29 protein-coding genes are annotated in these 26,932 nt (G+C 67.0%); 16 read left to right on the top strand and 13 right to left on the bottom strand.

What is annotated here, in order from left to right:
- Nucleotides 1-381: 381 nt before the first annotated feature.
- Nucleotides 382-1,431, bottom strand: coding sequence for a nucleoside recognition protein (locus tag E2481_RS10780; RefSeq protein WP_169302422.1), 1,050 nt, complete (start codon nt 1,429-1,431; stop codon nt 382-384).
- Nucleotides 1,432-1,526: 95 nt separating this feature from the next.
- Here E2481_RS10780 and E2481_RS10775 point away from each other — a divergent pair, with 95 nt between their 5' ends.
- Nucleotides 1,527-2,954, top strand: a complete 1,428-nt coding sequence (locus E2481_RS10775) for a PAS domain-containing protein (protein WP_136717145.1) — start codon at nt 1,527-1,529, stop codon at nt 2,952-2,954.
- Nucleotides 2,955-2,958: 4 nt separating this feature from the next.
- On the opposite strand, the gene E2481_RS10770 is transcribed toward E2481_RS10775, so the two are convergent.
- Nucleotides 2,959-3,516 (bottom strand): magnesium transporter, encoded by a 558-nt coding sequence (locus tag E2481_RS10770; RefSeq protein WP_136717144.1) that lies wholly within the window; start codon nt 3,514-3,516, stop codon nt 2,959-2,961.
- Nucleotides 3,516-4,094, bottom strand: a complete 579-nt coding sequence (locus E2481_RS10765; protein ID WP_136717143.1) for a magnesium transporter — start codon at nt 4,092-4,094, stop codon at nt 3,516-3,518. The genes E2481_RS10770 and E2481_RS10765 overlap by 1 nt, the downstream gene beginning before the upstream one ends.
- A 140-nt stretch (nt 4,095-4,234) precedes the next feature.
- On the opposite strand from E2481_RS10765, the gene E2481_RS10760 reads away from it, so the two are divergent.
- Genes E2481_RS10760 through E2481_RS10745 form a run of 4 tightly spaced genes read left to right on the top strand, consistent with a single transcriptional unit; the run spans nt 4,235 to nt 6,794 of the window.
- Nucleotides 4,235-4,633, top strand: a complete 399-nt coding sequence (locus tag E2481_RS10760; protein WP_136717142.1) for a DsrE/DsrF/DrsH-like family protein — start codon at nt 4,235-4,237, stop codon at nt 4,631-4,633.
- A gap of 45 nt (nt 4,634-4,678) precedes the next feature.
- Nucleotides 4,679-4,921, top strand: coding sequence for a sulfurtransferase TusA family protein (locus E2481_RS10755; RefSeq protein ID WP_136717141.1), 243 nt, complete (start codon nt 4,679-4,681; stop codon nt 4,919-4,921).
- 48 nt (nt 4,922-4,969) lie between these two features.
- Entirely contained in the window at nt 4,970-6,112 is a 1,143-nt protein-coding gene (locus tag E2481_RS10750; protein WP_136717140.1) for an NAD(P)/FAD-dependent oxidoreductase, read from the top strand.
- 10 nt (nt 6,113-6,122) lie between these two features.
- Nucleotides 6,123-6,794, top strand: coding sequence for a DUF1641 domain-containing protein (locus tag E2481_RS10745; RefSeq protein ID WP_136717139.1), 672 nt, complete (start codon nt 6,123-6,125; stop codon nt 6,792-6,794).
- Nucleotides 6,795-6,876: 82 nt separating this feature from the next.
- Here the strand turns inward: E2481_RS10745 and E2481_RS10740 are convergent, their stop codons facing one another.
- Complete coding sequence (locus tag E2481_RS10740; RefSeq protein ID WP_136717138.1) at nt 6,877-7,386, bottom strand: hypothetical protein; 510 nt, start codon at nt 7,384-7,386, stop codon at nt 6,877-6,879.
- Nucleotides 7,387-7,557: 171 nt separating this feature from the next.
- On the opposite strand from E2481_RS10740, the gene surE reads away from it, so the two are divergent.
- Genes surE through E2481_RS10725 form a run of 3 tightly spaced genes read left to right on the top strand, consistent with a single transcriptional unit; the run spans nt 7,558 to nt 9,577 of the window.
- Nucleotides 7,558-8,436: a 5'/3'-nucleotidase SurE gene (gene surE / locus E2481_RS10735; protein ID WP_136717137.1), complete on the top strand. Its 879-nt coding sequence runs from the start codon at nt 7,558-7,560 to the stop codon at nt 8,434-8,436.
- 54 nt (nt 8,437-8,490) lie between these two features.
- The gene (locus tag E2481_RS10730; protein ID WP_136717136.1) at nt 8,491-8,709 is read left to right on the top strand and encodes a YgaP family membrane protein; all 219 of its coding nucleotides are present in this window, start codon (nt 8,491-8,493) and stop codon (nt 8,707-8,709) included.
- 37 nt (nt 8,710-8,746) lie between these two features.
- Nucleotides 8,747-9,577 (top strand): alpha/beta fold hydrolase, encoded by an 831-nt coding sequence (locus tag E2481_RS10725; RefSeq protein WP_136717135.1) that lies wholly within the window; start codon nt 8,747-8,749, stop codon nt 9,575-9,577.
- 15 nt (nt 9,578-9,592) lie between these two features.
- Here E2481_RS10725 and E2481_RS10720 read toward each other — a convergent pair whose 3' ends face one another.
- From E2481_RS10720 to E2481_RS10710, 3 genes are read right to left on the bottom strand one after another with little or no spacing between them, the layout of a single operon-like run.
- Entirely contained in the window at nt 9,593-10,267 is a 675-nt protein-coding gene (locus E2481_RS10720; RefSeq protein ID WP_136717134.1) for a cytochrome c biogenesis protein CcdA, read from the bottom strand.
- Nucleotides 10,264-10,857, bottom strand: a complete 594-nt coding sequence (locus tag E2481_RS10715; protein ID WP_136717133.1) for a TlpA family protein disulfide reductase — start codon at nt 10,855-10,857, stop codon at nt 10,264-10,266. The genes E2481_RS10720 and E2481_RS10715 overlap by 4 nt, the downstream gene beginning before the upstream one ends.
- Before the next feature lies 1 nt (nt 10,858).
- Nucleotides 10,859-11,632 (bottom strand): SCO family protein, encoded by a 774-nt coding sequence (locus tag E2481_RS10710; protein ID WP_136717132.1) that lies wholly within the window; start codon nt 11,630-11,632, stop codon nt 10,859-10,861.
- A 238-nt stretch (nt 11,633-11,870) separates the two neighbouring features.
- Here E2481_RS10710 and E2481_RS10705 point away from each other — a divergent pair, with 238 nt between their 5' ends.
- The 5 genes from E2481_RS10705 to E2481_RS10685 are packed head-to-tail and all read left to right on the top strand — an operon-like array spanning nt 11,871 to nt 16,441.
- Nucleotides 11,871-12,668, top strand: a complete 798-nt coding sequence (locus tag E2481_RS10705; RefSeq protein ID WP_136717131.1) for a hypothetical protein — start codon at nt 11,871-11,873, stop codon at nt 12,666-12,668.
- A 1-nt stretch (nt 12,669) separates the two neighbouring features.
- Nucleotides 12,670-13,191 carry a PH domain-containing protein gene (locus tag E2481_RS10700; protein WP_136717130.1) on the top strand — a complete coding sequence of 174 codons (522 nt, stop codon included), beginning with the start codon at nt 12,670-12,672 and terminating at the stop codon, nt 13,189-13,191.
- 7 nt (nt 13,192-13,198) lie between these two features.
- Complete coding sequence (locus tag E2481_RS10695) at nt 13,199-14,404, top strand: outer membrane protein assembly factor BamB family protein (protein WP_136717129.1); 1,206 nt, start codon at nt 13,199-13,201, stop codon at nt 14,402-14,404.
- Entirely contained in the window at nt 14,401-15,663 is a 1,263-nt protein-coding gene (locus E2481_RS10690) for an outer membrane protein assembly factor BamB family protein (RefSeq protein WP_136717128.1), read from the top strand. The genes E2481_RS10695 and E2481_RS10690 overlap by 4 nt, the downstream gene beginning before the upstream one ends.
- Nucleotides 15,664-15,721: 58 nt before the next feature.
- A complete protein-coding gene (locus E2481_RS10685; protein ID WP_136717127.1) occupies nt 15,722-16,441 on the top strand; it encodes a type 1 glutamine amidotransferase in 720 nt (239 codons plus the stop codon).
- A 19-nt stretch (nt 16,442-16,460) separates the two neighbouring features.
- Here the strand turns inward: E2481_RS10685 and E2481_RS10680 are convergent, their stop codons facing one another.
- From E2481_RS10680 to E2481_RS10665, 5 genes are all read right to left on the bottom strand, one after another.
- A complete protein-coding gene (locus E2481_RS10680) occupies nt 16,461-17,285 on the bottom strand; it encodes a DUF7504 family protein (protein ID WP_136717126.1) in 825 nt (274 codons plus the stop codon).
- A gap of 2 nt (nt 17,286-17,287) precedes the next feature.
- The gene (locus tag E2481_RS10675; RefSeq protein ID WP_136717125.1) at nt 17,288-18,550 is read right to left on the bottom strand and encodes a HEAT repeat domain-containing protein; all 1,263 of its coding nucleotides are present in this window, start codon (nt 18,548-18,550) and stop codon (nt 17,288-17,290) included.
- A gap of 226 nt (nt 18,551-18,776) precedes the next feature.
- A complete protein-coding gene (locus E2481_RS10670) occupies nt 18,777-19,244 on the bottom strand; it encodes a cupin domain-containing protein (RefSeq protein WP_136717124.1) in 468 nt (155 codons plus the stop codon).
- Between the two features lie 152 nt (nt 19,245-19,396).
- On the bottom strand, nt 19,397-19,561 hold the full coding sequence (locus E2481_RS18700; protein ID WP_169302421.1) for a DUF6757 family protein: 165 nt from the start codon (nt 19,559-19,561) through the stop codon (nt 19,397-19,399).
- Nucleotides 19,562-19,850: 289 nt separating this feature from the next.
- Nucleotides 19,851-20,360 carry a metallophosphoesterase gene (locus tag E2481_RS10665; RefSeq protein ID WP_136717123.1) on the bottom strand — a complete coding sequence of 170 codons (510 nt, stop codon included), beginning with the start codon at nt 20,358-20,360 and terminating at the stop codon, nt 19,851-19,853.
- Nucleotides 20,361-20,472: 112 nt separating this feature from the next.
- Here E2481_RS10665 and E2481_RS10660 point away from each other — a divergent pair, with 112 nt between their 5' ends.
- Nucleotides 20,473-21,423: a cation diffusion facilitator family transporter gene (locus E2481_RS10660; protein ID WP_136717122.1), complete on the top strand. Its 951-nt coding sequence runs from the start codon at nt 20,473-20,475 to the stop codon at nt 21,421-21,423.
- Here the strand turns inward: E2481_RS10660 and E2481_RS10655 are convergent.
- Nucleotides 21,420-22,616: a hypothetical protein gene (locus E2481_RS10655; protein WP_136717121.1), complete on the bottom strand. Its 1,197-nt coding sequence runs from the start codon at nt 22,614-22,616 to the stop codon at nt 21,420-21,422. The genes E2481_RS10660 and E2481_RS10655 overlap by 4 nt on opposite strands.
- A gap of 107 nt (nt 22,617-22,723) precedes the next feature.
- On the opposite strand from E2481_RS10655, the gene E2481_RS10650 reads away from it, so the two are divergent.
- A complete protein-coding gene (locus E2481_RS10650) occupies nt 22,724-24,922 on the top strand; it encodes an ATP-dependent DNA helicase (RefSeq protein WP_136717120.1) in 2,199 nt (732 codons plus the stop codon).
- 119 nt (nt 24,923-25,041) lie between these two features.
- Nucleotides 25,042-26,871, top strand: coding sequence for a PAS domain S-box protein (locus E2481_RS10645; RefSeq protein WP_169302420.1), 1,830 nt, complete (start codon nt 25,042-25,044; stop codon nt 26,869-26,871).
- Nucleotides 26,872-26,932: the final 61 nt, after the last annotated feature.

The following is a 26,932-nucleotide window of genomic DNA, read 5'->3' as shown; positions in this document are numbered from 1 at the left end:
AATATGAACCGGGAGTACACACTCGCCCGTTTCGAGATAGAATAGAACCCTCTGTTGTTCGCTTCAGGGTAGACGCTGGGTTCGCAGTTCTACTGACCGGCTGAGACTGATTCTATGACACGCTGCAGTTGTGTGGAGAGTGTTTCCTATCTCAAAGGTGTTGAACAGTCGGAAGGAATAAGCCATTTCTCGTCCATCCTTCGAGCGAACCGCATGACAGTCGGGACCACCGTGTGTACGGATGCCGATTTCACAACCCTCAAAGTCGGGGGTTTAAACGGGGTTTCGGTCGGTCGTTCGTCGGGTGCTCCGTCAGTATCTCAAGATCAAAACACGGGCTCTGAACGGACGGCATCACACGCGACTGAGTTTTCCCGTTTTTCAGAGTGGGGACAGCAACAGCGCCAGCGCGACGCCGATGAACACCACCTTGAGCGCGGTGTTGACCAGGATCACCTTCGAGCCGAACTCCGCGCCCCAGATGCCGTACTGGAAGGGGATCGACCGTTTGAACGTCGAGACGGCGAAGGAGACGATCCCGCCGACGAGCATCGTCGCAACGGCCTGACGCGGGGTGAACGTGCCGTTCTCGACGAAGGGGGCGATGAAGATCGCGCCGTTGGTGGTGTCGATGGCGAAGACGGCGATGGTCGGCACCGCGGCACCCGGGAGGCCGAGTGCACTCGTCATCGGCTCGACGGCCCCCGCGATGTCCGGCAGTGAGAGCCACTGTTCGATCTGGTCGTAGCGGTCGACCAGCACGACGACGAGGAGGTAGACCGCCGCGAGTCGCGGCAGGATCTCGCGGATCTTCGCGACGGTCTCGACCCCGGCGGCGCGGAGTTTCCCTCGCGTTCCGGTCGGCCCCTCGCTCCCGTCGTCGGTGCCGCCGTCGGGAATTTCCGTCCCGGTCCCGGCGTCGGTCTCGACCGTCGTGTCGACGTTGGCGTCCGAGAGCAGGAGTGCCCCGGCCGCGACGCCGGTGAGCGTGATCGCCAGCGCGATGAGCGCGCGGGCACCGACGTACAACAGGCCGACCTGCAGGCCGAGAATCGGGATCAGGACGGGGGCGTAGAAGGTGAAGATGTGCTGGGCGAACCCGAAGAACGTGTTCATCGTGACGGCGACGAGCGTCGCGCGGTCGTCGAGCAGGCCAGCCTCGCGGTACTCGGCGAGCATCCCGTAGCCGGCCGTCGGGGAGGCCGTCGTCGCCAGGATGGCCGTCCCGACCTCTGGCGGCAGGTTCGCGGGTCGCGTCAGCGGCTTCGCCAGCCCCGTCACGTACTCGACGGCTCCGAACTGGATGGCGACGTTGGCCAGGCCCACGCCGATGGCGAGGAAGACGGTGATTTTCGCCACTCGGAAGAACACGTCAGCGAGCAGTGTCCCGACCGGCGTGGCCATGCTGGCCGCCCGTAGGGCCCTGTCCATCAAAGCCCTGACTATCGACGGCCGGGGCGTTCGCCGAGTTCGACGGTCGAAATCCGGCGAACTTCTTTGTCAGCGGTGGCCACAAACTGGGGACGATGGACGAGAGGGCGGGGTCGACGGTTCGGGTTGGATATCTCGGTCCGATGGGGGTCGGACAGCGGGACACGCTCCCGGTCGCGTCCGAGTCGCTCCAGGTCGAACAGCTCGCGGACGTGTCCCAGCTCCGGGAGCGATTGCCGGCCCTCGACTGTGTGGTCGTCGCGCACGGCCCGACTGGCACGGGCTGGGGCGAGGTCCTCGACGCCGTCGAAGCCGGGGCCGTCGATCGCCCGGTCGTCGTGGTCGGCGACCCCGCCGTGGCTACAGAGGCACTCGCCGCCGGTGCGACGGAGGTCCTGAGCGGGGACCCGACCGACCCGCCCACCGCACTGCTCACTCATCGAATCGAGCAGGCCGTCGGGAGCAGCGACCACGACGGCTCGACCGCCTTCACGCGGAGCGTGCTGAACACCATCGCGGACGTGGCGTACGTCCTCGGTCCCGACGGGTCGTTCCGGCAGTGGAACCGGGAACTGCTCGACCTGACCGTCTACGACGAGGAGGCGTTGACGGGGGCGGCCCTCCCGGACCTCGTCGTCCGGGAGGACAGAGAGCGGCTCGCGGACGCGGTCGAGTCCGCCGCTTCCGAGGGGGTGACCGAGACCCGGGAGGGGGCGCTGCTCACCGCCGTCGGCGACCGGGTCACCTACGAGTTCAACGTCACGCCGCTGACCGACGACGACGGGACAGTTGAGGGACTGGCCGGGACGGCCCGGGAAGTAACCGAACGGAAGCTCCGCGAACAGCGGCTGACGGTGCTGACGCGAGTGCTGCGGCACAACGTCCGCAACCGCATGACCGTCGTCCAGGGGCGGACCGAGCAACTCGAATCGACGATCGGGGCCGACCCGAACCTGGACGCCATCGAAGAGGCCGCCTCGGAACTCGTCGCGCTCTCGGACAAGGCGCGCCGGGTCGAGGCCGCGCTCCGGGAGAGTTCGGCCAACCGCCGCGCCCTCGACGTCGTCGACGTCGCAGAGACCACCGTCGCGGCGCTCGCCCGGGAGTACACCCGGGCCGACCTGACCGTTCAGGCCCCGGAGGAACTGCGCGCCCGAACGACCGACGGGCTGACGTTCGCCATCGAGGAACTGGTCCGCAACGGGATCGACCACAACGACAGCGACCCGCCGAGCGTCCGGGTGACGATCCGTCGCGAAGCCGGCGACGAGGCGGACCACAGCGACGACGCGGGCCCGGAGATGGTCTCGATAACCGTCGTCGACGACGGCCCGGGTATCCCCGAGACCGAGCGGGTAGCGCTCACGACCGGTCGCGAGACGGACCTAGAACACGCGACCGGGCTGGGGCTGTGGCTGGTCAACTGGGTCGTCACTGCAGCCGGCGGCGAACTGGTCTGTGACTCCTGTGACGAGATGGGGGGCGCGAAGATCACGCTCCGGTTCCCCGCCGCCGGTGCCTGACCGATCACACCAGGACGGTGACGACGCCCACGAGGACCAGAACGCCGAGTACGTCACAGACGTTGGTGACGACCGGGACCACGACGTCGTCAGGGTCCAGCCCGAACCGGTAGGCCGCGTAGGTTGTCATGAGCGTGACGACGACGGCCAGCACCGACAGCACCGCACCGCTCGTGAACGCGACGAGCACGATGGTTCCAAGCGACAGCCGGTTCCCGCCGACGACGGCCTGGAGCCCCCACGCGCCGGCCCCGACGACCGGGAACAGCGTCAACGCGAGTGCGACCGTCGCCAGCGCGTTCCCGACCAGGAGTTCGTCGTCCGGTTCGAAAGAGAGCAAGCCGAGGTGAAACACCGTCGAGAGCCGCGCCGCGAGGATACTCCCCAGGTTCCCCGCCGTCCCGATAGTGACTGGGACGAGTACCAGCAACGTGGGATAGCGCAACAACGAGGCCTCGAAGCTCCCGAGGACGAGCCCGCTGCCGATCTCGACGAGCGTGAGCGTGAGCAGGATCGGGAGGCCGGCGCGCATGATCGCCCGAACGGTCCAGTCCGTCGTCATCAGGTTCCCCCCAGTCTCAGCACGACGCGCACCGCGAGCAACAGGAAGGCGACGCCGAAGACGTCGCCCGCCGTCGTGACGATGGGACCGACGAGCGTGTCGGGGTTGTACCCGCGTCGATAGCCCGCGAACACGACGAGGACGACGGTCAGGGACAGCGCGATGCCCGAGAGGAGGCCGGCCAGCAGGGCGATGGCCACGAGCGTCGCGATCGGGGCGGGCCCTGAGCCGATGAGGGTGAGGACGAGAAAGGCGACGACGGCGGCGAACGTGCTCGCGAGCAGGCCGTTGGCGATGGCGGCCGCGACGGCCCGCTGGAGGCGGTCGTCGCCGGTCCGAACGCGCGGTTCGATCAGTCCCTGGTGGAGCGCGGTCGCGATGCGCGCCCCCAGCGAGCCGTAGACGTTCCCCCGGGTCGCCAGCAGCGCCGGCACCAGCACGAGGAGCCCCGGAACGGCGCGGAACTCCCCCCGCATCCCCCCGAGGACGACGCCCGCGAGGAGTCCGCCCACGACGCTGGCACCGAGCGCGGGAAGCCCTTCCCGGTAGGCCTCGACTGCCACCTCGCGGACGGTCATGTGACCGGTGCAACGACCCCGGGGACCAAAAAACGACCGCGACACCCGCTCGATCCCGCCCGCGGACAGTTTCCCGGAGTATTGGAATGGTGCCACAATACTATATACCCGGATGTCGTAGAGACACCTGTGAGAGTGCTATGACAGGATATGCAATCGTCCTGGCGTCGAACGAGCTCGCGCGTGTGCAGGCAGTAAGCACGATCGGGTCGGTCGCAGCGGCGTCGGACATCCCCGTCGAGGTGTTCGTGACGATGGACGGGTTGCTGGCCTTCGACGAGGAAGTCGTCGAGACCGGCGACTTCGACGTCGGTCCCGTCGGGCGAGCGATGCAGGACGCCGAGGACGCGGACGTCCCGCTGTTCACCGAGCAGTTCCAGCAGGCCCAGGAGATCGGGCCGCTGAAGCTGTGGGCCTGCGAGATGGCGATGGACCTGCTCGACACCGACCTCGACGACTACGTCGACGTCTTCGAGGACACCCTCGGCGTCGCGGGCTTCCTCAACCGCGCCCAGGACAAACAGATCGTCTTCGTCTGAACAGCCACGAAACCACACACTACACAACCCACACAGGAGATCACAATGAGCGAAACAGAGTACGACCCCGACGTAACGATCGACGCCCGCGGTTCGACCTGCCCCGGCCCGCTGATGGACCTCATCGGCAAGGTCAAGGAGGCAGACCCGGGCACCGTCATCGAACTGCAGACGTCCGACAGCGGCTCGAAAGGCGACGTGCCCGAGTGGCTGGACGAAGCCGGCCACGACCTGCTCGAGGTCGTCGAACAGGACGACTACTGGAGCATGTACGTCGAGACGAACTGACGGCATGCTCCCCACGAATCGCATACAACTACAGATGTACTTAGAACAATGACAGAGACTATCGCGATCGTCGGCGGGGGGACGGGCGGCACCGTGCTCGCCAACCGCCTGGCCGACGAACTGAAACCGGAACTCGAATCCGGGGACGTCGAGGTGATCCTCGTCTCGGACGGCGAGGACCACGTGTACAAGCCGACCTTCCTGTACGTCCCCTTCGGGAAGAAGACAGTCGACGACGCCAAGCGACCGCTGGCCGACCTCGTCGACAGACGCATCGACATCCGCAACGACCGCGTCGAAGCCATCGACACCGACGACAAGCGGCTCACGCTTCGCGACGGGCGGCCACTGCGGTACGACTACCTCACCCTCGGCCTGGGTGCCCAGCTCGTCCCCGACGAACTCGACGGGCTCGCCGAAGGCGGCCACCACTTCTACGGCCCCGAGGGCGCCCAGCGGCTCCGCGACGAACTGGCCGACTTCACCGAGGGCCACCTCGTCCTCTCCGTGATCGGGACGCCCCACATGTGCCCGGCCGCGCCCGTGGAGTTCGTCCTCATGGCTGACGCCTGGTTCCGGGAGCGCGGGCTCCGCGAGGACGTCGAGATCACGTACACCTACCCGATCCAGCGCGCCCACGCGATCCAGAACATCGCGGACTGGGCCAGCGCGGCGTTCGAGGAACGCGACATCAACCTGGAGACGTTCTTCAACGCCGACGAGGTCGACCCCGACGAGGGCGTCCTCCACTCGATGGAGGGCAAGGAACTCGACTACGACCTGCTGGTGGGCATTCCACCCCACCACGGCAGCGACCTGGTCGTCGACGCGGGGCTCTCCGAGGACGGCTGGGTCGACGTGGACAAGCACACGCTCGAAGCCACCGAAGCCGAAGACGTCTACGCGCTCGGCGACATCGCGGACGTACCCACGAGCAAGGCCGGCAGCGTCGCCCACTACGAGGCCGGCGTCGTCGCCGACCGCCTTGCCAGCCACGTCCGCGGGGAGACCCCGACGGCGACCTACCAGGGCAAGACCATCTGCTTCATCGAGGCCGGCATGGACGAGGCGACGTTCGTCGACTTCGAGTACGGCACCCAGCCGACGGTCAGAAAACCGTCGAAACCCGTCCACTGGGCGAAACTCGGCTACAACGAGTCCTACTGGCTGACCGCCAGGGGACTCCTGTGAGGTGACCAGCATGTCCGAATCAGACACCGACGAGACGACCGTCGACGCCGAGGCCGAACCCGAGGCGTCGGTCGACGAGGAACTCCCACCGGACGTCAAGGAGGCCATCGCCGAGAACCCCGAGGAGGTCGCGCGCTTCCTCGGCCACCTCGGCGAGGTCAACGACCTGCTGGACGGGACGGCCGTCGCCACCTCGGCGCTGGACGACGAGATGATCATGTCGCTCACGGGCACTGCGAACGATCTCGGGGCCGCCGCCGACGGCATGGCCACGGACGAACTCGCACAGCTTGGCGAGGCCACTGGCGAGAACGCCGGCGACCTCGCCGACGCCATCGAGACGCTGGCCCGACTGCAACGCTCGGGCACGCTCGACGACGTGCTGGCGCTGGCCGACACGCTCTCGCTCGTGACGGCCGCGATGGACGACGAGATGGTGATGAACCTCACCGCGACGGGCAGCCGACTGGGCGAACTCGCCGACACCGCCGCGGACGACGACGTCGCCAGCGGCCTCGAATCGATGCTGGCCGCCGTCGGCGAAGCCAGCGGCGAGGCCGCGGAGTCACCGGGACTCCGCGGGCTCGTCGGGACGCTCCGGGACCCCGACACGCAGCGCGGCATGGGGTTCCTGCTCGCACTCGCGAACGCACTCGGCAGCGAGTTCGGCGACGAGCAGTGACGGGGCCGACTCGCTCCGACAGCGTTGCCCTGCGGGTAGCACGGAGCGGTGCCTGACACCGAATCGAAAAACGAGAACTGTTCTACTGGGCGTCCGGGTTCGCCCGGTCTGCTACGCGCCGCAGCGCGGGTGCGCGCGCGATCGCGTACACGATGCCCAGGATTCCGCCGTAGACGAGGTGGAAGCCGAGCGACGTCGCCGTCAGGTTCGGGACCGGCACGTTGGGGACGCCGACCGCGCCGAGCCAGACGGGCATGACGACGCCCGCGAGGGCGAGCCAGATGATCGCACCGTAGGCCAGTCCGAAGCCGACGATCGCCCTCGGACTCGTCGCGTAGCGGTTGCCGGGGGAACTGGTGACGATGGCAGCGAACACCAGCGCCAGGACCACGCTGTGGAAGACGTGCGCGATCCAGCCGGCCGTCGCCGTGGGGGTGCCGTAGAGTGCACCGACCATCGGCATCATCTCCGCGAGGAACTGCATGAGCAGGCCCATCACCAGGCCGGCCGTGAGGCCGCCGGTGAACGCGCCGGACCAGCGGCCGGTCGTCGTGAACTTCTGTACGCTCCGTCGGGTCGTCGATTGGGCCATGATAAATCGCCTACTGGTACTGACGCCGGCAGCAGACATAGCCGTGCTGTCACCTTTGTCCCGGTTTCTCGTCCGTTGCTGTGTTGACGTACGACCGATGCGGACCGATGCTATCCCGTCTCACTGCGCCGAAAGACTCACGCGCGCTCGACCGAATTGACGCACGTTCGGATGAGCAAGCCCCACGTACTGCTGACAAACGACGACGGAATCGACGCGCCCGGGCTGGCGGCCCTCTACGAGGAACTCACCGGTCCGGCGGAGGTGACGGTCGTCGCCCCGATGGACAACCAGAGCGGCGTCGGCCGCACCCGAACCCACCGCACCGCCCGCGAGGACCACCCGTGGGGCTACGCGCTGGACGGCACGCCCGCCGACTGCGTTGCCTACGGGATCGGCGGCCTCGACGCCGAGTTCGATCTCGTGGTGTCGGGCTGTAACCACGGCCCCAACGCCGGCAACTACGTCGTCGGCCGGTCGGGAACCGTCGGGGCCTGCATCGAGGCCGGCTTCCTCGATACCCCCGGGATCGCCGTCTCCGCCTATCACAACCGGGATTTCTTCGTCCACCCGCCGGCCGAGTACGACTTCGGCCGCCCGGCGCGGGTCGCCCGCGAACTCGTCGTCCGCTCGCTGTCGGCAGGGATCTTCGACACGGTGGACATGCTCAACGTCAACGCGCCCGTCGACGTGCCCGAGTCCCCGATGCGGGTGACCGAACCCCATCACGACTACGACATCCACGTCGAACACGAGGTGACCGACCGCGACGAGGTCGACATCGGGAAGCCCCGCGACGGCGACATCGCCATCCGGGACGTGGTCTGGCCCGGCACCGTCGGGTGGGAGAACCCCTTCCCCACCGACGACGAAACGCGCGACCGCTATCCGGAAGGGACGGACCGCCGCGCGCTCATCGAGGGCGAGGTGTCGGTCTCGCCGCTGACCGCACCGGCCACCGCAGTGGACGCGACGGGCGTCGAGGAGATCGCGGCCGGGTTCAACGACGGCGAGGCCGCCCGCGAACGGGCGACCGAGGACGGCATATAAGGGGCTTGAACACGCCGGTCGTGCGGTTAACTGCCTGGTGCCGTACGTACGACCATGCCGCTTCCGAAGAACGTGTGCGGTCTCGACCGGAAACTCCGGGCGCTGCTGGGCGTGGCACTGGCCGTCGTCGCCGTCAGGGCCCTGGAGCGAAACGAGGGGACGCGCGGCACCCTCCTCAGCGCCGCGGCCGGCGAGTTCCTGTTCAACGCCCTCATCCAGTTCTGTCCGCTGAACACGCTGCTGGGGATCGACACCTGCCGAGGCGAGACCTGAACGACTCTTGTCGCTGGCGCTCGGAGGCCGAGGTAGCATGCCGACAGCGACCAACGACGGCGTGGAGCTGTACTACAGGACCCCCGGGAGCGCCCGGTCTCGGACCGCCGAACGGAGCCGCGCCAGCGAGCGCCGGCCGACCGTCGCGTTCGTGGAACCGGTCGGCTACGGCGCGTGGTGCTGGAGCTGGCTCGCCGATGCGCTGGCCGGCCCGGTCGAGCCGCTCGTCTGGGACCTCCGCGGGACCGGACGGTCGGACGCCCCCGACGGGCCGTACGACGTGGCGACGCTCGCGGCCGACCTGGAGGCGGTCCTCGCCGACCACGGCGCTCGGACTGTCCACCTCGTCGGCGCTGGCCTCGGCGGGATGGTCGCACTCCGGCACGCCCGCGACCACGGGCGGGCAAACACGCTAACGCTACTGGGGACCACGGCCGACGGAAGCCGGGTCGACCGGGCGGCGCTGGACGCACTCGCGGCCCCGCGCGACGACCCCGACGCGCTCCGCGAGTCGCTCCGGGGCGCGTTCTCGCCGGTCGTCGTCGACGACCACCCGGAGGCCGTCGACCGCATCGTCGAGTGGCGGGCCGAGGACGACGCCGACCCCGAGGGGTGGGCCGCCCAGGCCGACGCGATGACTGCCTTCGATTGCAGTGACACCCTCCACGAGGTGACGACGCCGGCGCTGGTCTGTCACGGCCGCGGGGACGCGGTCGTCCCGGTCGAGGCCGGACGGGACCTCGCCGACGGGCTCCCGCGCGGGGAGTTCGAGGGCGTCGACGCCGGCCATCTGGTCGCCGCCGAAGAACCGGCGGCCGTCGAGGACGCGCTGATGGGGCTTCTGGAGGACAACGGCGCGTTCGAGTGAGCTCGCGGAATCAGCTCACAGCACGTTCAACACGACGATCGCGAGGTAGAGCTGGCCGAGGCCGGCGAGGATCATCACGACGCCGGCGAGTTGCTCGAAGTGCCTGGTGTGGGCGGCCAGTCGCCGGAGGCCCGACCCCAGCCCGAGACCGGTCGCCACCGTCAGCGTCACCATCAGCAGCGCGACGCCGCCGACGTACGTCCCGAGGACGAGCGCGCCCTCGACCCTGGGTAGCGACACCGCCCGGGCGACGACCGCGAGCACCACCGGTATCACGCACCCGGCCGCGGCGAGGGCGTACCCGGCACCGAACACGCCGAACCCCAGCACGCCCGAGCGCCGCTCCGGGAGCGGGATGGAAATCGTCGGCGCGCGGTCGACGACGACGAGGACGCCCAGCACCACGAGCGCGAGGCCGGCTATCGGCTCGAAGAGCACGACCTTCGAGAGCGCGGCGTTCCCGACGGTGAAGGCCAGCCCCAGCAGCGCGGCGAACGTGACGACGACGCCGGCCCCGGCGACGAGCCCGCGAGCGAGGACGGGGCCGAGCGTCGATCCCTCGTCGTCCAGCCGGTCCAGACAGTAGCCGACGTAGCCGGGGACGAGCGGGTACGCACACGGCGAGAAAAAGGTGGCCAGGCCGGCGGTGAAAGCGAACGCCAGCGTAGTCGCCAGTGCCGGGTCGATCATAGCACTGACTCGATCCCTTCTCGCAGCGTCTCCGCCTCCGCGAGCCCGCGGTGGGTCCACTGGTAGCGCCCGGCCTCGTCGAGGACGACGGCGGCCGGGTAGGCGGTGACGCCGAAGCGCTCGTTCAGCGCCGCGCGCCGGTCGAGCGCGATATCCCAGGTCCCGTCGTTCTCGTCCCACCACTCCAGGAGCTCCGCTTTCGTGATGGTTCGCCCGACCGGTTCGGGCGTCACCGACAGGAACTGCACGTCGGCCTCGAGCGAGGCGTACACGTCGGCCAGCACCGGCATCTGCTCCTCACAGGGCGCACACCAGGTCGCGAAGAAGTCGATGAAGGTGACCCGATCCGCGTCGGGAACGCGCGCCGTTCGCGTCTCCCCGCCCGGGTCGACGACGTCGAGTTCGACCGGGTCGATCCGGGAGCCGTCCGCGTTCGCGTTCTCCGAACTGCCGAGTGCGGAGGTGTTGCCGTCGCTCCCCGTGTCCGATGGGTTCTCGCCGACCGACGGGCCGCCGGAGAGCGCGTACCAGCCGCCGGCACCGACGGCACCCGTGCTGAGCGCCGCGGCGATGAGTTCTCGTCGGCGCATATTATCCGTTCACGACCGTTTCGAGGTCGTCGACGACCTGACTGGCCGGGGCCATCGAGAGCTTCGGGTACCCGCGCTCGACGTAGCCCTCCTCGTTCGCGATGACGATCAACTCGAAGTGCGCGAAGGTGTAGTCGGGCGGTTCGCCGTGGTCGCTGCTCGTGGCGTTGGTCTCGTCGTCGTGATGGCCGTCGCCCGCCGTCTCGTTCCCCTCGTGGTCGTGGTCGGCCTCCTCCGGATCGAGTTTCTCGACCGGGAGTCCGAACTGCTCGTCGGCGAGGGACTGGGCGGCGTCGAACGTCTCGGGCCGGAGGAAGTGCCAGTTGCCGGCGTCGAGGTCGACCCCCTGTTCGTCGGCGTAGTCGGTCAGCACGCCGCCGGTGTCCCACTCGGGGTCGAACGTCACCGGGAGGAAGGCGACGTCGTCGGCGAACCCCTCGTTGGTGGCGACGGTCTGGGACTGACGGAGCCGCTGAATCAGGGCGGGACAGACCCCGTCGGGGCAGCGCGTGTAGAAGAAGGTCGTCATGACGGCACGCGAGCCCTCGAACTGCTCGGTGGAGATTCGCTGGTCGGCGATCGGGTCCGGCGCGTCGACGACCGGGAGTTCGTCGCCGTGGGTCGGCCAGCCGACCTTCTCGGGATCGTACTCCAGGCCCTCCGGCGCGTCGAGGACAGTGTTCCCGGAGTCCCCGCCGGACGACGAGCCGAGACAGCCCGCCGTCGCGGCGACAGCGCCCGCGCCGAGCCCCTGGAGGTACGTGCGTCGGTCCATGTACGGACACTCGGGAGGTGGCAGAAAAAGGCGTGTCGGTCGCGTCTGAGCGTGCGCGCTGCGAGCACAACCGTCGAGAGGCGATCCGCATCGGCGAGCAGTCAGTGATCGCAGCGATGGGTTCGTCACCGTCGATCCCGGCACGTTCCAGTCGGCTTCCGGAACGGCATCGGGGCCGTTTGGGCTGGGTTGTGACAGAAAGCACAACATATAACATCAGAATGGCGAATGGAATCGTATGGCCGGCAACGGCATCGGAGCGCTCGTGCGGGGCGGATTCAACGCGCTGTTTCGTCCGCACCGGTTCGTCGAGTTCCAGACGAGCACGTACGCGTCGACGCGGGTAGAGGCGCTCCGCCAACTGGGGTCGCTGCTGGGCGTCTACGTCGTGAATCTCGCCGCCTACGCGATTCCGCTGACGTTGGCCGGAATCGGCGTCCAGAGCAGTCAGCAGCCGCCGCCAGGGTACCGGAGCGCGGTCGGACAGTACGGCCTGGAGCCGGCGGCCAGCTGGCAGTTGCTGTCGGCGTTCGTCCAGAACTCGCTGTACATCACAGCTGTGACTGCGATCACGCTGGTCACGTTTCACGCCGGCGTCCTGCTGGTCCGGGACTCACGAGGTGTCGTCCAGAGTATGCACACCGTCGTGTACACCACCAGTGCATACCTGGCCGCGGTGTTTACCGGAGTTTGGTACTTGACCAACCAGGAGGGAGTTGCCGGTGCCCGGAAACTCGTCCGGAACCTCCAGGCCGAGTTCGTCTACGCGATCATCGATGTCTTCGGTGCTGATCTCGAACTCCCGGGCGGACGTCCAGGGGAGCTGATACCGGGATCAGTCTCACCCGCCGGACAGTGGGTGCTAGCGCTCCTCGTCGTCGCTGTCCTGTACTATCTCTTCTCGCTGTATCTCGGCGCTCGCATCAACCATCACGCGAGCCGGAGCAACGCGCTGCTGGCTATCGTCGCAGTTGCCCTCTCGCCCGTCGTCTACGTGGGCGGTTCAGTCGTCGCGTACCTCATCGGAGTTGCATAACATGACAGCAAAACAGGTAGACACGGCGGAGGTAGCGAACGGAAACGAATCGGACGAGGAAGTAACGGAACTGGTTCGAACACATCCGACGGTCAAGCCGACGCTCATTCGGCTGGGCGTCGTCCTCGTGGTCGGTCTGGCGGTGTTCGGGCTGTTACAGGCCAGCCCCGGGTTGCTCGGGTCGCCCGACATCACGAGCACGGCGGCGCTGGTCGTGGTGCTACTCACGCTGGTCCTGACGGTTCGGTTCGTCGTTCGGACGATCATCCTCCGACGGACGACGTATCTCGTCACGACCGACCGGGTCGAACAACGGTACGAGCTGCTGTTCCGGGTCCACTCGAAGGGCGTCCGGTTCGATAAACTCCGGAGTCACGAACTGACGCAGAACCGCGTCCAGTCGCTGCTCGGCTTCGGGACGATATCGCTCAATCGTGGCCTCGGACCGATACGGCTGGAGAACGTCGACGACCCTGAGTCCGTCTATCGAACGATTCAGCAGTGTAGCAGAGGAGCCGAATAGAACCGCTATGCGAACCGAACAGCCCCGGAGCGCGGGTCGCAGGCGGTATCTGGCTGCGCTGGCGGGCGTCGTCGGTTTCAGCGGCTGTCTGCAGTTCTCGGAGGGAGGCGATACCGCGTCACCGACCCGGAACGGAACCCGGACGCCGACCCCGCAGACGACAGCACAATCGACGGCCGAAGCCGACACCGAGTCGCTCCCACCGGGGACTCGGTGGACCGTCGACGCGGAGGCACCGTTCGTCGCCGGCCCCGTCCACGTCGACGGAACCGTCGTCGCGACCAGCGTCGACAGACACGTCTACGGCGTCGACGCGGCGACCGGCGACCAGCAGTGGGCCGCCGGGACCGAGACCAGCCTCGAAAACGGCCTAACGGTGGTCGACGGCGTCACGGTCGCGGCCGGGACCGAAGAACAGGTCGGAGTCGGTGTCAGCGACGGCTCGAAACGCTACCAGCACGTCGATTTCGAGTACGGGAGTCGAGCGCAGACGGCGGGCGACGAACTGGTGTTCCAGTCCGGGTTCCTCAACGGCGGCGTCCGCGCAGTTCGCCCGGCGACCGGTGAGATCGCGTGGTCGAGCGAGATCGACGAAAGCGAAAGTGAGAGTTCAACGTCGAGACCAGGGATCGACCACGACGGGGAGACGGTCTGTGTCGGTATCAACCCCGAGGGCCGCCACGGGGGGCCACCGTGGGGCTTCGCCGGCTACGACGCCGCGAGCGGCGAGGAACTGTGGTATCACGAGCGCGATTCGGACGTAGACCACGCGAACCCGTCCGTCGTCGTCTCCGAGGGGGTCTGTTTCGGGTACAGCGGCTGGGACCACTACATGAGCATCGACGCTCGGTCGGGCGAGGTCCGCACGGAGGTAGCCGACTCGGGTGTCGGAACGATCTACGGGGCCGCCGACGGCACGGTCGTCCTGACCAACCGCGCCGAACTCCAGGGCGTCGACGTCGCGACCGGCGAGACGCGCTGGCGGTCCGACAGAACACCGGCCCACGACACGCTGTCGTTCGACGGATCGACGCTGTGGTTCGTGGACGACAGCGACACGCTCTACAGGGCCGACGTTCCGTCGGGCGATGTGCGAGAGGTACAGGCACTCGAACTGGGGGACACGTCGCTGACCGGCGACCTGGCCGTGACCGACGAGACAGTGTTCGTCACGACCGAAGACGCCACGCTCAGAGCACTCGACCGAACATGACAGAACACGACCGAGCGGACGAGCCAGTCGAATCTCGACGACGGCTGTCGCGGCGCGGACTGCTCGGGGCGGGGCTGACTGCCGCGGCCGCCGGCTGTCTGCGAGCAGGAAGCGACATACAGGGGACGGCGACGGGGGACGGGCAGTCGAACGCAACCGGACAGTCGCGGGGGACCGCGACGCCCCGTCCGGGATTGCAGTCGCCCCCGACAGGGTTGACCGAGGCGTGGACGCTCGAGACCAAATACGCCGTGTTGCGCGCCTCGCCGGACCGGAGCGCGGTCTTCGCCGGCTCCAGGGCGGACGTCAGCGCGGTCGAACCGGCCGACGGGACCGTCCGCTGGTCCCTGGAGACCGAGCGGGTGCGAACCAGGCCGACGGTGACCGACGAGACGGTCTACGTCGCGGGGAGCGAGGGCACGCTCTACGCGCTGGCACGGGACGACGGCAGCGTCCGGTGGACGTTCGAGGGAGACACCGGGCTGACGACTATCCCGATAGCTGCGCCCGACCGAGACCGAATCGTCGTCGGGGCGGGCAAAAGCGACGGCGTCCAGGTCGGCTCGGTCGGGGACTCGGAGTTCGACCCGACCTACGTGTACGGGCTCGATACCGACGGGAACCGCGTCTGGACCGTCGAGACGGAAGACGGGAACCCGGTCACGGGAACCGCGGTCCACGACGACGTGGTGTGGGTCCGAACCACGAACCGCATCGACACGTACGACGTAGACGACGGGACAGAACGGGACGCGAGCGTGGGCGTCCACGACGTACAGTGGGACTCCCTCAACCCCATGCAAAGCACGTACTACTCGAACCGGGTCGCCGCCGACGACGAGGGCGTCCACCTGCTCACGCAGGATTACGTCGCGTCCGTGTCACACGACGGCAGCCACCGGTGGACCTTCGAGCCGTTCGACCAGTCACTGCGGTTCCAGCACCGACCCGGCACGGTGTACTGCAGTGCGGCGGACAACGCGGTCTACGCGGTCGATACCGCCGACGGCACCCAGCAGTGGCGCGTTCAACTGGACGGATGGTCGACGGCCGTGTTGCTCGCCGATGGATATCTCTGGAGCAGCGACCAGACAGGCACTGTCACGGCTATCGACGCGGCCTCGGGCGAGGTGGCGTTCAGCGAGACGGTCGGCGAGTCGATATCCGACGGGGTCACTGCCGACGTGGCCGTCGCCGGTCGGTGGCTCGTGTACTCGTCGCCGAACGGCATCACGGGCTTCGAGATACGGACCGCGTAGGAGTGTACGCGCTGGCGAACCGGGAGCCATTTCAGCGGCGAGCCACTGAGCTAGCTCGATGACACGGCCACGCATCGCCCTGCTGAACGCAGCCCACGAACCGGACGACACCCGGCGGAACTTCCGTCGCGAACTCGACGCGGACCTCGTCGAGTACCACTGTCCATCCGGCGAGGTCCCTCGATCCTACGCGTTCGACGGCTGTCTCGTCACCGGCTCTCGTGCCTCCGTCTACTGGGATCGCGAGTGGATCGACGGGGTCAGAGAGTGGGTCGGCGAGGCCGTCGACGCGGGGCTGCCGTGCCTGGGCGTGTGTTGGGGCCACCAGCTGCTCGCCGACGCCCTCGGCGGCGAGGTCGAGGACATGGGCGAGTACGAGATCGGGTACCGCACCGTCGAACACGACGGCCAGTCCCCGCTGCTTTCCGGCGTCGACCCCGAGTTCACCGCCTTCACGACCCATTCGGACCGGGTCGCCGAGGCCCCGCCGGGCGCGACGGTGTTCGCCGAGAACGACTACGGCATCCACGGCTTCCGGAAAGACCACGCCTTCGCCGTCCAGTTCCACCCCGAGTACGACATGGACACCGCCGAGTCCGTGACCAGAGGCAAGGACGAACTCTCCGAGGAGCGCATCCAGTCGGTCGTCGACGGCATCACGCCCGAGAACTACACGGCCGCCTGCGAGACCAAACAGCTGTTCGAGAACTACACGCAATACGTCCGCCAGGTCAGTCTGGACGACGCGACGGGCGCGACGAACGCGGCCGACGACTGATACGGACAGTCAGAGCGGCTCACGTCTGCGCGATGAACACGGAGTTCTCCGCGGTCAGTTCCAGGTCGAACTCGTCGTCAATGACGTTGAGGACGCTCGACGACTGTGGCCGCGGGTTGATGTAGAACTGGGCGAGCGCGTTGACTTCCTTCAGGCGTGCCGAAAGCATCGACAGGAACCGATAGGACCGTTTCACGTCGAAGGATTCGATGATCTCCGGCAGGATGTCGAACCCAAAGGCGATGCGCTTTCCCGACGTGTGCTGTTCCTCGATGACGCGGGAGATCGTCTCGCCCAGACCGGTCGGGCCGAGCGTCGGGTCGAGTTTGACGACTTCGACCGGCACGTCGGAGAAATCGATGTCCGGCGGGTCCTCCAGTGGTCGACGCTTCGTCGTTATCACGACTGTCCGCTCGGGCCACTGGTTCAGGTTCTCGTCGAGCAACCGGAGCCGTGATTCCGGATGGTTCGTGACGATGACGACGATATCACCCACGGACAGGAAGTGAGTGCGCGCGTTGTCAGCACCGGTACTCTCGATGGGGGCTTTCACCAGCACGTTCCCGCTGCCACCGATGTCGTCGGCGATGTGGATGCCAGACTGGATTCGCTCCTCGACGTGACCGTAGAGGTGGTCCTTGAACTCCTGGACACCGGTCTCTTTGTCGTGGGTCTGGCCCTCCATCTCACAGTGTGGGCACTCCCAGGCCAGCCGGAAGTTCTTCTTCGAGACGCTGTCGGTGTAGTGGCCCAGAAGGTGTGATTTCAACTGGCTGGCCAGTTTCGCGTGACTGCGAGACCAGATGGTAAATCGACAGCGCCGGCAGTGCCATTTGTAGACCATGATTACTCCGAGACGTCGTCGGTAGTTCGTTTCGCCGTGTAGTCCGACGGTTCACTGACGTACGTGTACTCGATGTCCATCGCTTCGATTCGTGTCGCGGTATCGTTCTCGATCTTTTCGAGTATGGACGCCGCTCGCTCCTTTCCGTCGAGCGACGTGTCGTCGCTCTGGACCAGCCGACGCAGGCGTTTTTCGAGTGCTTCGCCTTCGAGTTGACGGAGGTAGGCCGCCGCGATGTCGGCGACGACCGGATCGCCGTCGTCGAGTCGCTCGACGAGGGCGTTTCGAACGTCGCCGCCAGCGACCGCCCCGACGAACTCGCCGAGCAGCCACACTGCGTGGCATCGGACATCGTTTCTATCCGCTCGGGCCAGCACGTCGCGGAGAACGTCTACGATGTCGGTCGGCTCGGGCGTGCCGGTGTCCTCGATGAGTGCGTCCCGAACTGCCGCGGCACGGACCGAGTCACCGGTCGCGACGAGACGGAGCAGGGATTCGAGTGCTTCGCTTCGGACCGTTCGAGAGCGGTCCGAAAGGGCCTGCAACAGCACTTTCGCTGCTCGTTCGGTGTCCAATTGGTAGAGGTGTTCGACGGCGATTCGCCGGAGCTGTTCGTCGCTGGCCCTGGCGGCAGGCACAAGCCCCTCGACGGCGTCTTCGGTCCCGATACGTCCCAGCGCGGTCGCAGCCGCACGGCGAACGCGCGGGGCGCTGTCGCGGAGCATCGATTGGATCGGCTCGACCCTGACCGAACCGTCGACGAGACTGTACGAACGGACGGCCCGTGCCCGAACCCTCGCGTCCGTATCGTCGAACACGTTCCTGAGTGACGGGACGACGCGCTCGTCGCCGAACCGCCGCAGCGCAGAGGCCGCGACCATCCTGAACTCCGGATACTCGGCGTCGAGCCACCCGAGAAAGAACTGCGTCACGTCATCGGTCCGCTCGCCGTCTCGAACCGACTTCGCGACTTCGTTTATTAGCTCTGTGATGTACTCGTCGCCGTGGAAGTACAGCGCGTTGATCGCTCGGGCCCGAACGGCGACGTCGTCGTCGGTCAGGACGGCGTTCGTCAGGTTCTGGACGAGTGTCGCCTCCTCGTATTCGAGGTCCGTGTCGGCCAAGTTTCCCAGCAGTTCCGCCGTCCGTCGTCTGGTTTCGACGGTCTCGCTGTACTCCAGTCGTTTGTACAGTTCGTCCGTATCGACGTCGCCCGACAACTGGTGAATCGCAGACGAGTCCCATCGCTTTCGGTTATCGGACATCGTTGCACCTCAGTGCGAGTGCCGGAAGCGTCGCGCCACTGCCAGCCACACCGTGATCGGCGACCCGGTCACGTTGTGAGACGGAGAAAACAGCAACGCCAACTCGTGTAACCACTGTACGACGAGGTTGTATTTTAGACGACATATACTTTTCGAGCGTTTCCCGAACCGAGTCACGCGGAGCGACTGTGGTAACTGGATTCGAGGATGGACGTGTCGCAGACGCTCACTCGAACCGGCCGGTTTCGGCACCGCACTCGACACACAGCGTCAGAATGGCGTCGCGGTCGTCGGTGAGTTCCAGTTCCTGTTCGGTCCGACCGCCACAGTCGGTACACTCACGGAGCATCTCGGTGTCGCCCATCTCCTCGGGCGCGCCCATCGCGAGCGCGACCACGCGTTCCTCTCCCTCGTTAGTTCCGAGCTGCCACTCGCCGGGTTCGAAGCGAACACACTCCCCCTCGGTCGCGGTCACGTCGCCCTCCTCGGTCTCGAAGGTGACGGTGCCCTGTGCGATGTAGAACACTTCCTCCTGGTCGGAATGGCGGTGATAGCCGAAGCCGAGGCTCTCCCCCGGTGCGAGTTCGTAGTAGTTCAACACCATGTCGGTCGTCCCCAGCGCGTCCGAGACCGGGCGCTTGACGTCGGCCGGTCCCATCCGGTCGTCGACGTCGTCGACGTTCGTCTGGTCCATGGCCGCTTGTTATCGACCCCCGAACAAAAGCGTCGGGGAACGCGGTCGGGTCACGCGAACGTCGTCCCGGAACCTGAACCGACGGCTGCAGCCGGTAAAACGAACTGAAAACACGTCTCTCGTCGTCCCGGTCGATCGCCGGGTCGGAGCCCCTACTCGGGGCCGTCGATATCGAGTTCCTCCTCGAGGTTCGCGAGGGCGTCGCTGTCCGCGAGTTGTTCCATCTGTTCGCGGAAGTGCCGCTGGCAGACACCGACCTTGACGCCGTCTTTCTCGACCGCGACTTCAGCGTTGCGGTCGCAGTAGTGACACCGCATACCCGTCCCTAGAACCTCAGTTACTTTGAACCCTGCGGCGGCGTCTGACGAGCGGCGAACGGGTGGCGGACGGGTCGGTACCGGCCCGCGTCGACTCGAAACAGGCCCCGAACCGCCGACGGACGCCCGGGACCGGTGGACAGTCCCCGATAGCTAAAACCGCTCTTTGACTCTCCGTCGGCTACTTTCAAGTACGGTCCCAAGTCGGTAGTGCCCCGCACGCTTCGGCCCTCCGCCACGGGACCCGCTGTCGGCTCTCCACGATCATCCCGCGCTCGCGAACTGTTTGCTACGATTCGATCTCGAACTCCTCGAAGACGGTGCCGTCCGGCTGGACCAGTCGGCCGCGAATCCGATTCCCCTCGCGCTCCAGTTCGGCGTGTGCCGGCCGGTAGCGCCGCGGCTGGGCGTGGCTCCCGGGATTGAGCAGCGTCACCTCGCCGGCGTCGTGGACGCCCGGCCGGTGGGAGTGACCGAAGACGACGAGATCCGCGGCCTCTTGCCGACCGAGCATGGACAGCGCAGTCTCGGAGTGTTCGTGACCGTGAACGACGACCAGGCGGATCCCCTCGCTCTCGACGACGCGTTTCGTGGGGAGCCGGTCCTGGACGGCGGGTGTGTCGTTGTTGCCGACGACGCCGGCGAACGTCCCGGCCTCGTCGACGAACGCGTCGAGGACCGTTTCGGTCATGAAATCGCCCGCGTGGACGACGAACGCGGCGTCGTGGACGGCGTCGAGGGTTCGGCCCGTCAGGCGATGGCCGTCCTTGGCGTGGGTGTCGGAGACGACGGTGAGCATGAGTCCCGGTAGGTGACGGGGACCAAAAGCGACGCCGACTCGGCCCCGGAAAACCGGGCGGAAACCCGCGGGAGCAGAACACCTTTCCCGCTGCCGGGGGACCGGCTACGTAATGGCCGGCAACAGCAAAGGGGTGGTTATCGCGGCGCTCATCGCCAACGGGGCGATAGCGATACTGAAGTTCGTCGGCTTCCTGCTGACCGGGAGCGCGGCGATGCTCTCGGAGACCTATCACTCGATCTCCGACACCGGGAACCAGGTGTTCCTGCTGATCGGCATCAGATACGGGGCACAGGAGGCCGACCGAGACCACCCGTTCGGTTACGGGAAGGCGCAGTTCTTCTATAGCTTCCTCGTCTCGGTGATGCTCTTCGGCATCGCGGGCTGGGAGTCGGCGAAGCACGGTTACAACGCCTTGACGCAGGGCGGGGTCCACCGGGCCAGCGAGGCCACGCTCCCGGTGCTCGACATCACCTTCAACGCCGTCTACGTCAACTACGTAGTCCTGCTCGGCGCGATCGTCTTCGAGCTCTACGCGTTCCACAAGGCCAACACAGAAATAAAGCGACAGATGAGAATCCACGACTGGGACGGCTACCGCGAGGCGTTCACGAAGACCTCGGACGTGACGACGCTGACCGCGCTCACCGAGGACTTCATCGCCCTGAGCGGTGCCGGCATCGCGCTGTTCGGCATCTTCCTCACGAACTACACCGGGAACCCGATCTACGACGCCGGGTCGGCACTGCTCATCGGCCTCATGCTGATGGGGTTTGCCGTCGCGCTCGCCTGGGAGAACAAACGGCTCCTGATCGGGGAGAGCCTCTCGGCCGACCGCGAGGGGCAACTCCGGGACATCGTCACGGGCAGTGAGGGCGTCAGCGACATCGTCGACTTCCGGACGGTGTATTTCGGTCCGGGGAAGCTCTTCGTCACCGCCGACGTGGCCTTCGAGAACGGCATCGGCACCGAGGAGATGGACGAGCGCATCACTGCCATCGAGGACGCGCTCAAAGCCGAGGACTCACACGTGTTCAAGGTGTACATCGAACCCGAAGATTAGCCGCCCCGCCAGGCCTCGTAGTACGTCGGCACGTGCATCGCGACGACGACCGGCCGCCCCAACGGATGGGCGATGGTCGGCCGAACCGTCTCCTCCGGCCCGCCGCCTGACGAGTAGGTGACCTCGTGTGCCCGGGTCGCCGTCGCGGTGTCGGCCCCGGTATCGACCGTCGTGTGCATCTGAACGTACGTCCCGACCGACTCGTTGTAGACGAACAGCGAGACGTTTCGCTCGCTCGCGCCGTCGGGCAGGCGGGACTCGTCGTACCCCACGGTGACGGTGGCGTTCGCCGACCGGTCGCGGACGACGGGGTTGACGACGGGAGAGACACCCGCCTCCGCGACGATCCCCTCCGCGAGCCAGTCGTCCCAGTTCTCCCGTAAGCCGACGTCACGCAGGTTGCGAACCGCGCCGACCACCTGCAACCGGGCGTCCAACTCGGGCCGTTCGACGACGACGGTCCCGGTGTCGGTGGCCCCGTCGACCGGCGCCTCCCGGAGCCGCGTGAGCCAGTCGGGCCGCTCGAACGTCGTCTCGCCCACGTTCGAGACGGTGAACGACTCCGTGACCGCCAGGCCGTGGTCCGGCCGGGACACCCCGTGCGTGTAGTTCCTGACCAGGCCGGAGTCGGTCGCGACCAGCCGATAGTACGGTCGCGGGTCCGAGGCGTTGGCCCGGGCTGCGGCCCGGCGCATGATGGCCCGGCGCTCGTCGTCGACCGTGGTCGTCTCGACGACCTCGAAGCGTATCGAGAAATCCCCGAGGACGCCCGCACCGGTCGAAACGTTCGCCCGCGTCGGCCGGGCGAGATACCGCCGTTCGACCAGCGTGCTTCGGTTGCGGTAGGTGACGCCCGCGGCTCGATAGACGAAGCTGCGGTGCGGTGGTGCGATACGCGCCAGTCCCGTCCCGTCGACACGGGTCACCGTGGAGCCACCCCCGAAGTCGCTGACCAGCGTGTAGCTCTCGTTTCTGAGCGTCGCCGCGTGCGCTCGCGCCAGTTGGTCGCCGGTCACGGTCACGCCCACCGAGAGATTCAGGTCCGAGCCTGGCTCGGCGTCGGTCGCCTCGGCGGTGGGTGTGGCAGTCGGTGACGCCGTCGACGCGGCCGTCTCGGTCGTCGGCCCGCCGCCGGAACAGCCGGCGAGGACCACCAGCACTGCACAACAGACGAACGCGAACGACCGGCGCATACGCCGCGTATCTGACAGTCAGATTGTAAGTGTTCCGGCAACCGGAGGGTCGTTCGGAAACGGGTTCCACGCCGAGACTTTTTGTTCCAGAGGGAACAACGGGAGATGTGGCGACTGAGGGCGCGGACTACACGCGGTTTTTCCCCTACGAGGAGCCGTACGACCACCAGCGCGAGGCGATGGCGAAGATCCACGACGCGCTGGGCGACGGCGACGACGTGCTGTTCGAGGGGGCCACGGGGACCGGCAAGACGCTGGCCTCGCTCGTCCCGGCGCTGGAGTACGCCCGCGAACACTCGAAGACGGTGGTCATCACGACGAACGTCCACCAGCAGATGCGCCAGTTCGTCGAGGACGCCCGCGCCATCACCGACCAGGAACCGATCCGTGCCGTCGTCTTCCGCGGGAAAGGCTCGATGTGTCACATCGACGTGGGCTACGAGGAGTGTCAGGCGCTGCGGGACACCACGCGTGACCTCGTCGACACGGAACAGGACAAGGCCGACCTCGAAGAACGCGAACAGGCGCTCTTAGAGGAGAGTCAGGCGGGCACCGAGGGGGCGGCCGAGGCCCGCCAGTCCGTGATGGAGGAACTCGAAGGCGTAGAGGCGGACCTCGCCGACCTCCAGGACGGCGAGAACACCTGCGAGTACTACTACAACAACCTGACCGCCGACACCGACGCGTTCTACGAGTGGCTCTTCGCGGACGTGCGCGAGCCCGACGACATCTACGAGTACGCCGAGATGGAGGGGTTCTGTGGCTACGAACTGCTCAAGGAAGGCATGGAGGGCGTCGACCTGGTGGTGTGTAACTACCACCACCTGCTGGACCCGATGACTCGCGAGCACTTCTTCCGGTGGCTCGGCCGCGATCCGGAGGACGTGATCGCCGTCTTCGACGAGGCCCACAACGTCGAGGGGGCCGCCCGCGACCACGCGACCCGTACCCTCACCGAGAACACGCTCGACAGCGCACTGGACGAACTCGCCGAGCGCGACGACGGGCGCGCCGAGGCCGCGGCGAACGTCATTCGGGCGTTCCGTATCGCGCTGGCCGATACCTACGAGGACGCCTTCGACTTCGGCGAACGCGAGAAAGTCGGCGAGAACTGGTACGACCTCACGGTCGCGAACGAGACGGGCCGGGACGACCTGACGCTTGCCTTCCTCAAGCAGTACACCGGGCCGGGCATCGACCAGGATTTGGAGAAGGCACTCACCTACGGCCGCATCCTGGACGAGGAGTACGAGGACGCCTACAAGAACGGCGACGCCAGCACGCGCCAGGAGTGCCAGACCAAACAGGCCGCCCAGTTCATCGCGACCTGGATGGACGAGAGCGCCCAGCAGGGGCAGTACCCGGTCGTCAGCGTTCGGCGAGAGGACGATACCGGCGACATCTACGGCCGGGCGGAACTGTACCGGTGTATCCCCCAGCAGGTCACCAGTTCGCTGTTCGAGGAACTCCACGCCAGCGTCCTGATGAGCGCGACCCTGCGCCCCTTCGAGGTGGCCGAGGACGTGCTCGGACTCGACGACCCGGCGACGCTGGCCTACGGCGAGCAGTTCCCCGAGGACCGCCGGCGCACCTACACCGTCGAAGCGCCGGCGCTGTTCGCCAGCAAGCGCGACGATCCGACGGTCCAGCGGACCATCACGGGCATCCTGGAGGACGCCGTCGACTTCACGCCCGGCAACACGCTCGTCTTCTTCCCGAGTTACGGCGAGGCCGAGCGATATCACGGGCAGGTCCGCACCGACTCGGAGCTGCTGCTCGATAAACCCGCGACCCGAGCCGAGTCCCTTCGGGAGCGGTTCACGAACAGCGACGACGCGGCGCTGTTCACGTCGCTGTGGGGCACCCTCGCCGAGGGCGTCAGTTTCGACGACGACGACGCCCGCACCGTCGTGGTCGTCGGCGTCCCCTATCCGCATCTGGACGACCGGATGGAGGCCGTCCAGGCGGCCTACGACGCGGCGTTCGGCGACGGGGGCAACGAGTGGATGGGCACCGAGGACGCCGGCTGGGCCTACGCCGTCGAGATTCCCACCGTACGGAAGACCCGCCAGGCGCTCGGCCGCGTGGTTCGCTCCCCTGAGGACTTCGGGGCCCGGGTGCTCGTCGACAAGCGCTACACCCTCAAGGGCGAACGCGAGATGAGCGACTACACGGTCAGGGAGACGTTCCCGGCCGAACAGCGCAACGAGATGATCGACATCGACCCCGAGAAACTCAAGTTCGCGATGCTGAACTTCTACGCCGACATGGACGCCTGGGACGGCGACCCGCCGACGCCGTCCTGATGGATGCGCCGGCGAAAGCCGAACTGCCGTCAGCTGCAGGGAGCGCCTCGACCCCGGCCGGAACTGTGCGCGGAGTGCACTATCTTATATACGTGGGGTGTGAACTTCCGGGAATCACGATGTCCGAGGATGTCGGGTACTATCGGACACTGTTCGAGCACGCGCCCGACGGGATGGCCGTCGTCGACCTCGAAACGGGCGCGCATCTCGACGTCAATCAGCGGTACTGCGAGTTACACGGCTACTCGGAGGGGGAACTGCTCGACCGCGATATCGGAACGCTCACGGCCGACGATCGGGCGTCGGAGGAGTCGGTCGTCGACGCGCTCGGGCGGGCAGCGGAGGCAGGAGAGCCGTTCGAGTGGCGCAACCAGCGCCGAGACGGGTCGGCGTTTCCGGTCGAGATCGGCGTCTCGGACGTCGAGGTCGACGACGGCCCGGCGGTGATCGTTCGCGTTACCGACGCCACCGAGGCGAGCGCGCGGGAGTCGGAGCTCCAGTGGAAAACGCGGGCCATGGAGGAGGCACCGGTCGGCATCACGATCACCGACCCACAGCAGGCGGACAATCCGGTCGTCTACGCGAACGCGGAGTTCGAGCGCCTGACCGGCTACTCCGAGGCCGAGGTGCAGGGACGGAACTGCCGGTTCATGCAGGGCGAAGGGACCGACGAGGAGCCGGTCGGGCGGTTGCGCGAGGGTATCGACGCCGAGGAGCCGGTGACCGCCGAACTCCGCAACTACCGAAAAGACGGTACCGAGTTCTGGAACCGCGTGACCATCGCGCCGATCCGGGACGAGAGCGGCACCGTCGAGAACTACGTCGGCTTCCAGGAGGACGTCACCGAACGCGTCGAGCGGGAACGGGAAGTGGCGCGGTTCGAGCGACTCGTCGACCACCTGCCAGTCGGGGTGTTCCGTAGCACGCCGGGTCCCGACGGCGAGTTCCTCGAAGCGAACCCGGCGCTCGTGTCGATGTTCGGTGCGGACTCGAAAGCGGACTTCCTCGCGCGCGACGTGAGCGAGCTGTACTGCGACCGGGCGGACCGCCAGACGTTCAGCGAGCAACTGCGGGCGGCGGGCGAACTCGCCCAGCAGGAGTTTCGCTTCCGGCGGGTCGACGGCGAGCAGTTCTGGGGGCAAACCACGGCAGTGGTCGTCGAAGACGACGGCGAGGTCTACTTCGAGGGGGTCGTTCAGGACATTTCGACGCGGAAAGCGTACGAACAGCGACTCGAAGCACAGCGCGACAAACTCGAACTGCTCAACGAGGTCGTCCGCCACGACATCCGCAACGACCTGCAACTGGTCGTCGCCTACACCGAACTCCTCGAAGACCACGTCGATGCGGCGGGCAAACCACATCTCTCGACGATCGCCGAGAGCGCCAGTAACGCCATCGAACTCACGAAGACGGCGCGCGATCTCGCCGAGACGGTGCTCCAGACCGACGCCGAGCGCGAACCCGTGTCGCTCAACGAGTCGCTGGCGGCACAGATCGAGGAGGTTCGCTCGACGTACGAGGACGCAGTCGTCGCCGTCGAGGGACCGATACCGGCGGTGACGGTCCTGGCCAACGAGATGCTGGGGTCGGTGTTCCGGAACGTGCTGAAAAACGCCATTCAGCACAACGACGCCGACGTTCCGGAGGTGACGGTCGCCGTGACCGACCACGGCGACCGCGTGGTCGTCCGGATCGCGGACAACGGCCCCGGCGTCCCCGACGACCGCAAAACGGAGATCTTCGGGAAAGGCGAGAAGGGACTCGAAAGCAACGGGACCGGGATCGGGCTGTATCTCGTCAACACGCTGGTCGATCAGTACGGCGGTGACGTGTGGGTCGAGGACAGAACGGACCGGCGGTCCGGTGACACCCAGCCCCCGGCCGACGACGCCGACCCATACGGGACCGTTTTCGGTATCGAACTGGAGCGCCAGCAGATTGGATAGCGACGTTACACGATCGGGCAATAGCAAGGTCAGAAGACGAGATATATATATATGTACAGCC

The sequence above is a fragment of the Halorientalis salina genome, assembly GCF_005049285.1.
Taxonomy (GTDB): Archaea; Halobacteriota; Halobacteria; order Halobacteriales; family Haloarculaceae; genus Halorientalis; species Halorientalis salina.
This window is presented reverse-complemented; position numbering and strand designations above follow the sequence as displayed.

Bases quoted from the DNA above. Each gene is read 5' to 3' on its own strand.
- E2481_RS10780 (WP_169302422.1), bottom strand. From the start codon at position 1,431: ATGGACAGGGCCCTACGGGCGGCCAGCATGGCCACGCCGGTCGGGACA.
- E2481_RS10775 (WP_136717145.1), top strand. From the start codon at position 1,527: ATGGACGAGAGGGCGGGGTCGACGGTTCGGGTTGGATATCTCGGTCCG.
- E2481_RS10770 (WP_136717144.1), bottom strand. From the start codon at position 3,516: ATGACGACGGACTGGACCGTTCGGGCGATCATGCGCGCCGGCCTCCCG.
- E2481_RS10765 (WP_136717143.1), bottom strand. From the start codon at position 4,094: ATGACCGTCCGCGAGGTGGCAGTCGAGGCCTACCGGGAAGGGCTTCCC.
- E2481_RS10760 (WP_136717142.1), top strand. From the start codon at position 4,235: ATGACAGGATATGCAATCGTCCTGGCGTCGAACGAGCTCGCGCGTGTG.
- E2481_RS10755 (WP_136717141.1), top strand. From the start codon at position 4,679: ATGAGCGAAACAGAGTACGACCCCGACGTAACGATCGACGCCCGCGGT.
- E2481_RS10750 (WP_136717140.1), top strand. From the start codon at position 4,970: ATGACAGAGACTATCGCGATCGTCGGCGGGGGGACGGGCGGCACCGTG.
- E2481_RS10745 (WP_136717139.1), top strand. From the start codon at position 6,123: ATGTCCGAATCAGACACCGACGAGACGACCGTCGACGCCGAGGCCGAA.
- E2481_RS10740 (WP_136717138.1), bottom strand. From the start codon at position 7,386: ATGGCCCAATCGACGACCCGACGGAGCGTACAGAAGTTCACGACGACC.
- surE (WP_136717137.1), top strand. From the start codon at position 7,558: ATGAGCAAGCCCCACGTACTGCTGACAAACGACGACGGAATCGACGCG.
- E2481_RS10730 (WP_136717136.1), top strand. From the start codon at position 8,491: ATGCCGCTTCCGAAGAACGTGTGCGGTCTCGACCGGAAACTCCGGGCG.
- E2481_RS10725 (WP_136717135.1), top strand. From the start codon at position 8,747: ATGCCGACAGCGACCAACGACGGCGTGGAGCTGTACTACAGGACCCCC.
- E2481_RS10720 (WP_136717134.1), bottom strand. From the start codon at position 10,267: ATGATCGACCCGGCACTGGCGACTACGCTGGCGTTCGCTTTCACCGCC.
- E2481_RS10715 (WP_136717133.1), bottom strand. From the start codon at position 10,857: ATGCGCCGACGAGAACTCATCGCCGCGGCGCTCAGCACGGGTGCCGTC.
- E2481_RS10710 (WP_136717132.1), bottom strand. From the start codon at position 11,632: ATGGACCGACGCACGTACCTCCAGGGGCTCGGCGCGGGCGCTGTCGCC.
- E2481_RS10705 (WP_136717131.1), top strand. From the start codon at position 11,871: ATGGCCGGCAACGGCATCGGAGCGCTCGTGCGGGGCGGATTCAACGCG.
- E2481_RS10700 (WP_136717130.1), top strand. From the start codon at position 12,670: ATGACAGCAAAACAGGTAGACACGGCGGAGGTAGCGAACGGAAACGAA.
- E2481_RS10695 (WP_136717129.1), top strand. From the start codon at position 13,199: ATGCGAACCGAACAGCCCCGGAGCGCGGGTCGCAGGCGGTATCTGGCT.
- E2481_RS10690 (WP_136717128.1), top strand. From the start codon at position 14,401: ATGACAGAACACGACCGAGCGGACGAGCCAGTCGAATCTCGACGACGG.
- E2481_RS10685 (WP_136717127.1), top strand. From the start codon at position 15,722: ATGACACGGCCACGCATCGCCCTGCTGAACGCAGCCCACGAACCGGAC.
- E2481_RS10680 (WP_136717126.1), bottom strand. From the start codon at position 17,285: ATGGTCTACAAATGGCACTGCCGGCGCTGTCGATTTACCATCTGGTCT.
- E2481_RS10675 (WP_136717125.1), bottom strand. From the start codon at position 18,550: ATGTCCGATAACCGAAAGCGATGGGACTCGTCTGCGATTCACCAGTTG.
- E2481_RS10670 (WP_136717124.1), bottom strand. From the start codon at position 19,244: ATGGACCAGACGAACGTCGACGACGTCGACGACCGGATGGGACCGGCC.
- E2481_RS18700 (WP_169302421.1), bottom strand. From the start codon at position 19,561: ATGCGGTGTCACTACTGCGACCGCAACGCTGAAGTCGCGGTCGAGAAA.
- E2481_RS10665 (WP_136717123.1), bottom strand. From the start codon at position 20,360: ATGCTCACCGTCGTCTCCGACACCCACGCCAAGGACGGCCATCGCCTG.
- E2481_RS10660 (WP_136717122.1), top strand. From the start codon at position 20,473: ATGGCCGGCAACAGCAAAGGGGTGGTTATCGCGGCGCTCATCGCCAAC.
- E2481_RS10655 (WP_136717121.1), bottom strand. From the start codon at position 22,616: ATGCGCCGGTCGTTCGCGTTCGTCTGTTGTGCAGTGCTGGTGGTCCTC.
- E2481_RS10645 (WP_169302420.1), top strand. From the start codon at position 25,042: ATGTCCGAGGATGTCGGGTACTATCGGACACTGTTCGAGCACGCGCCC.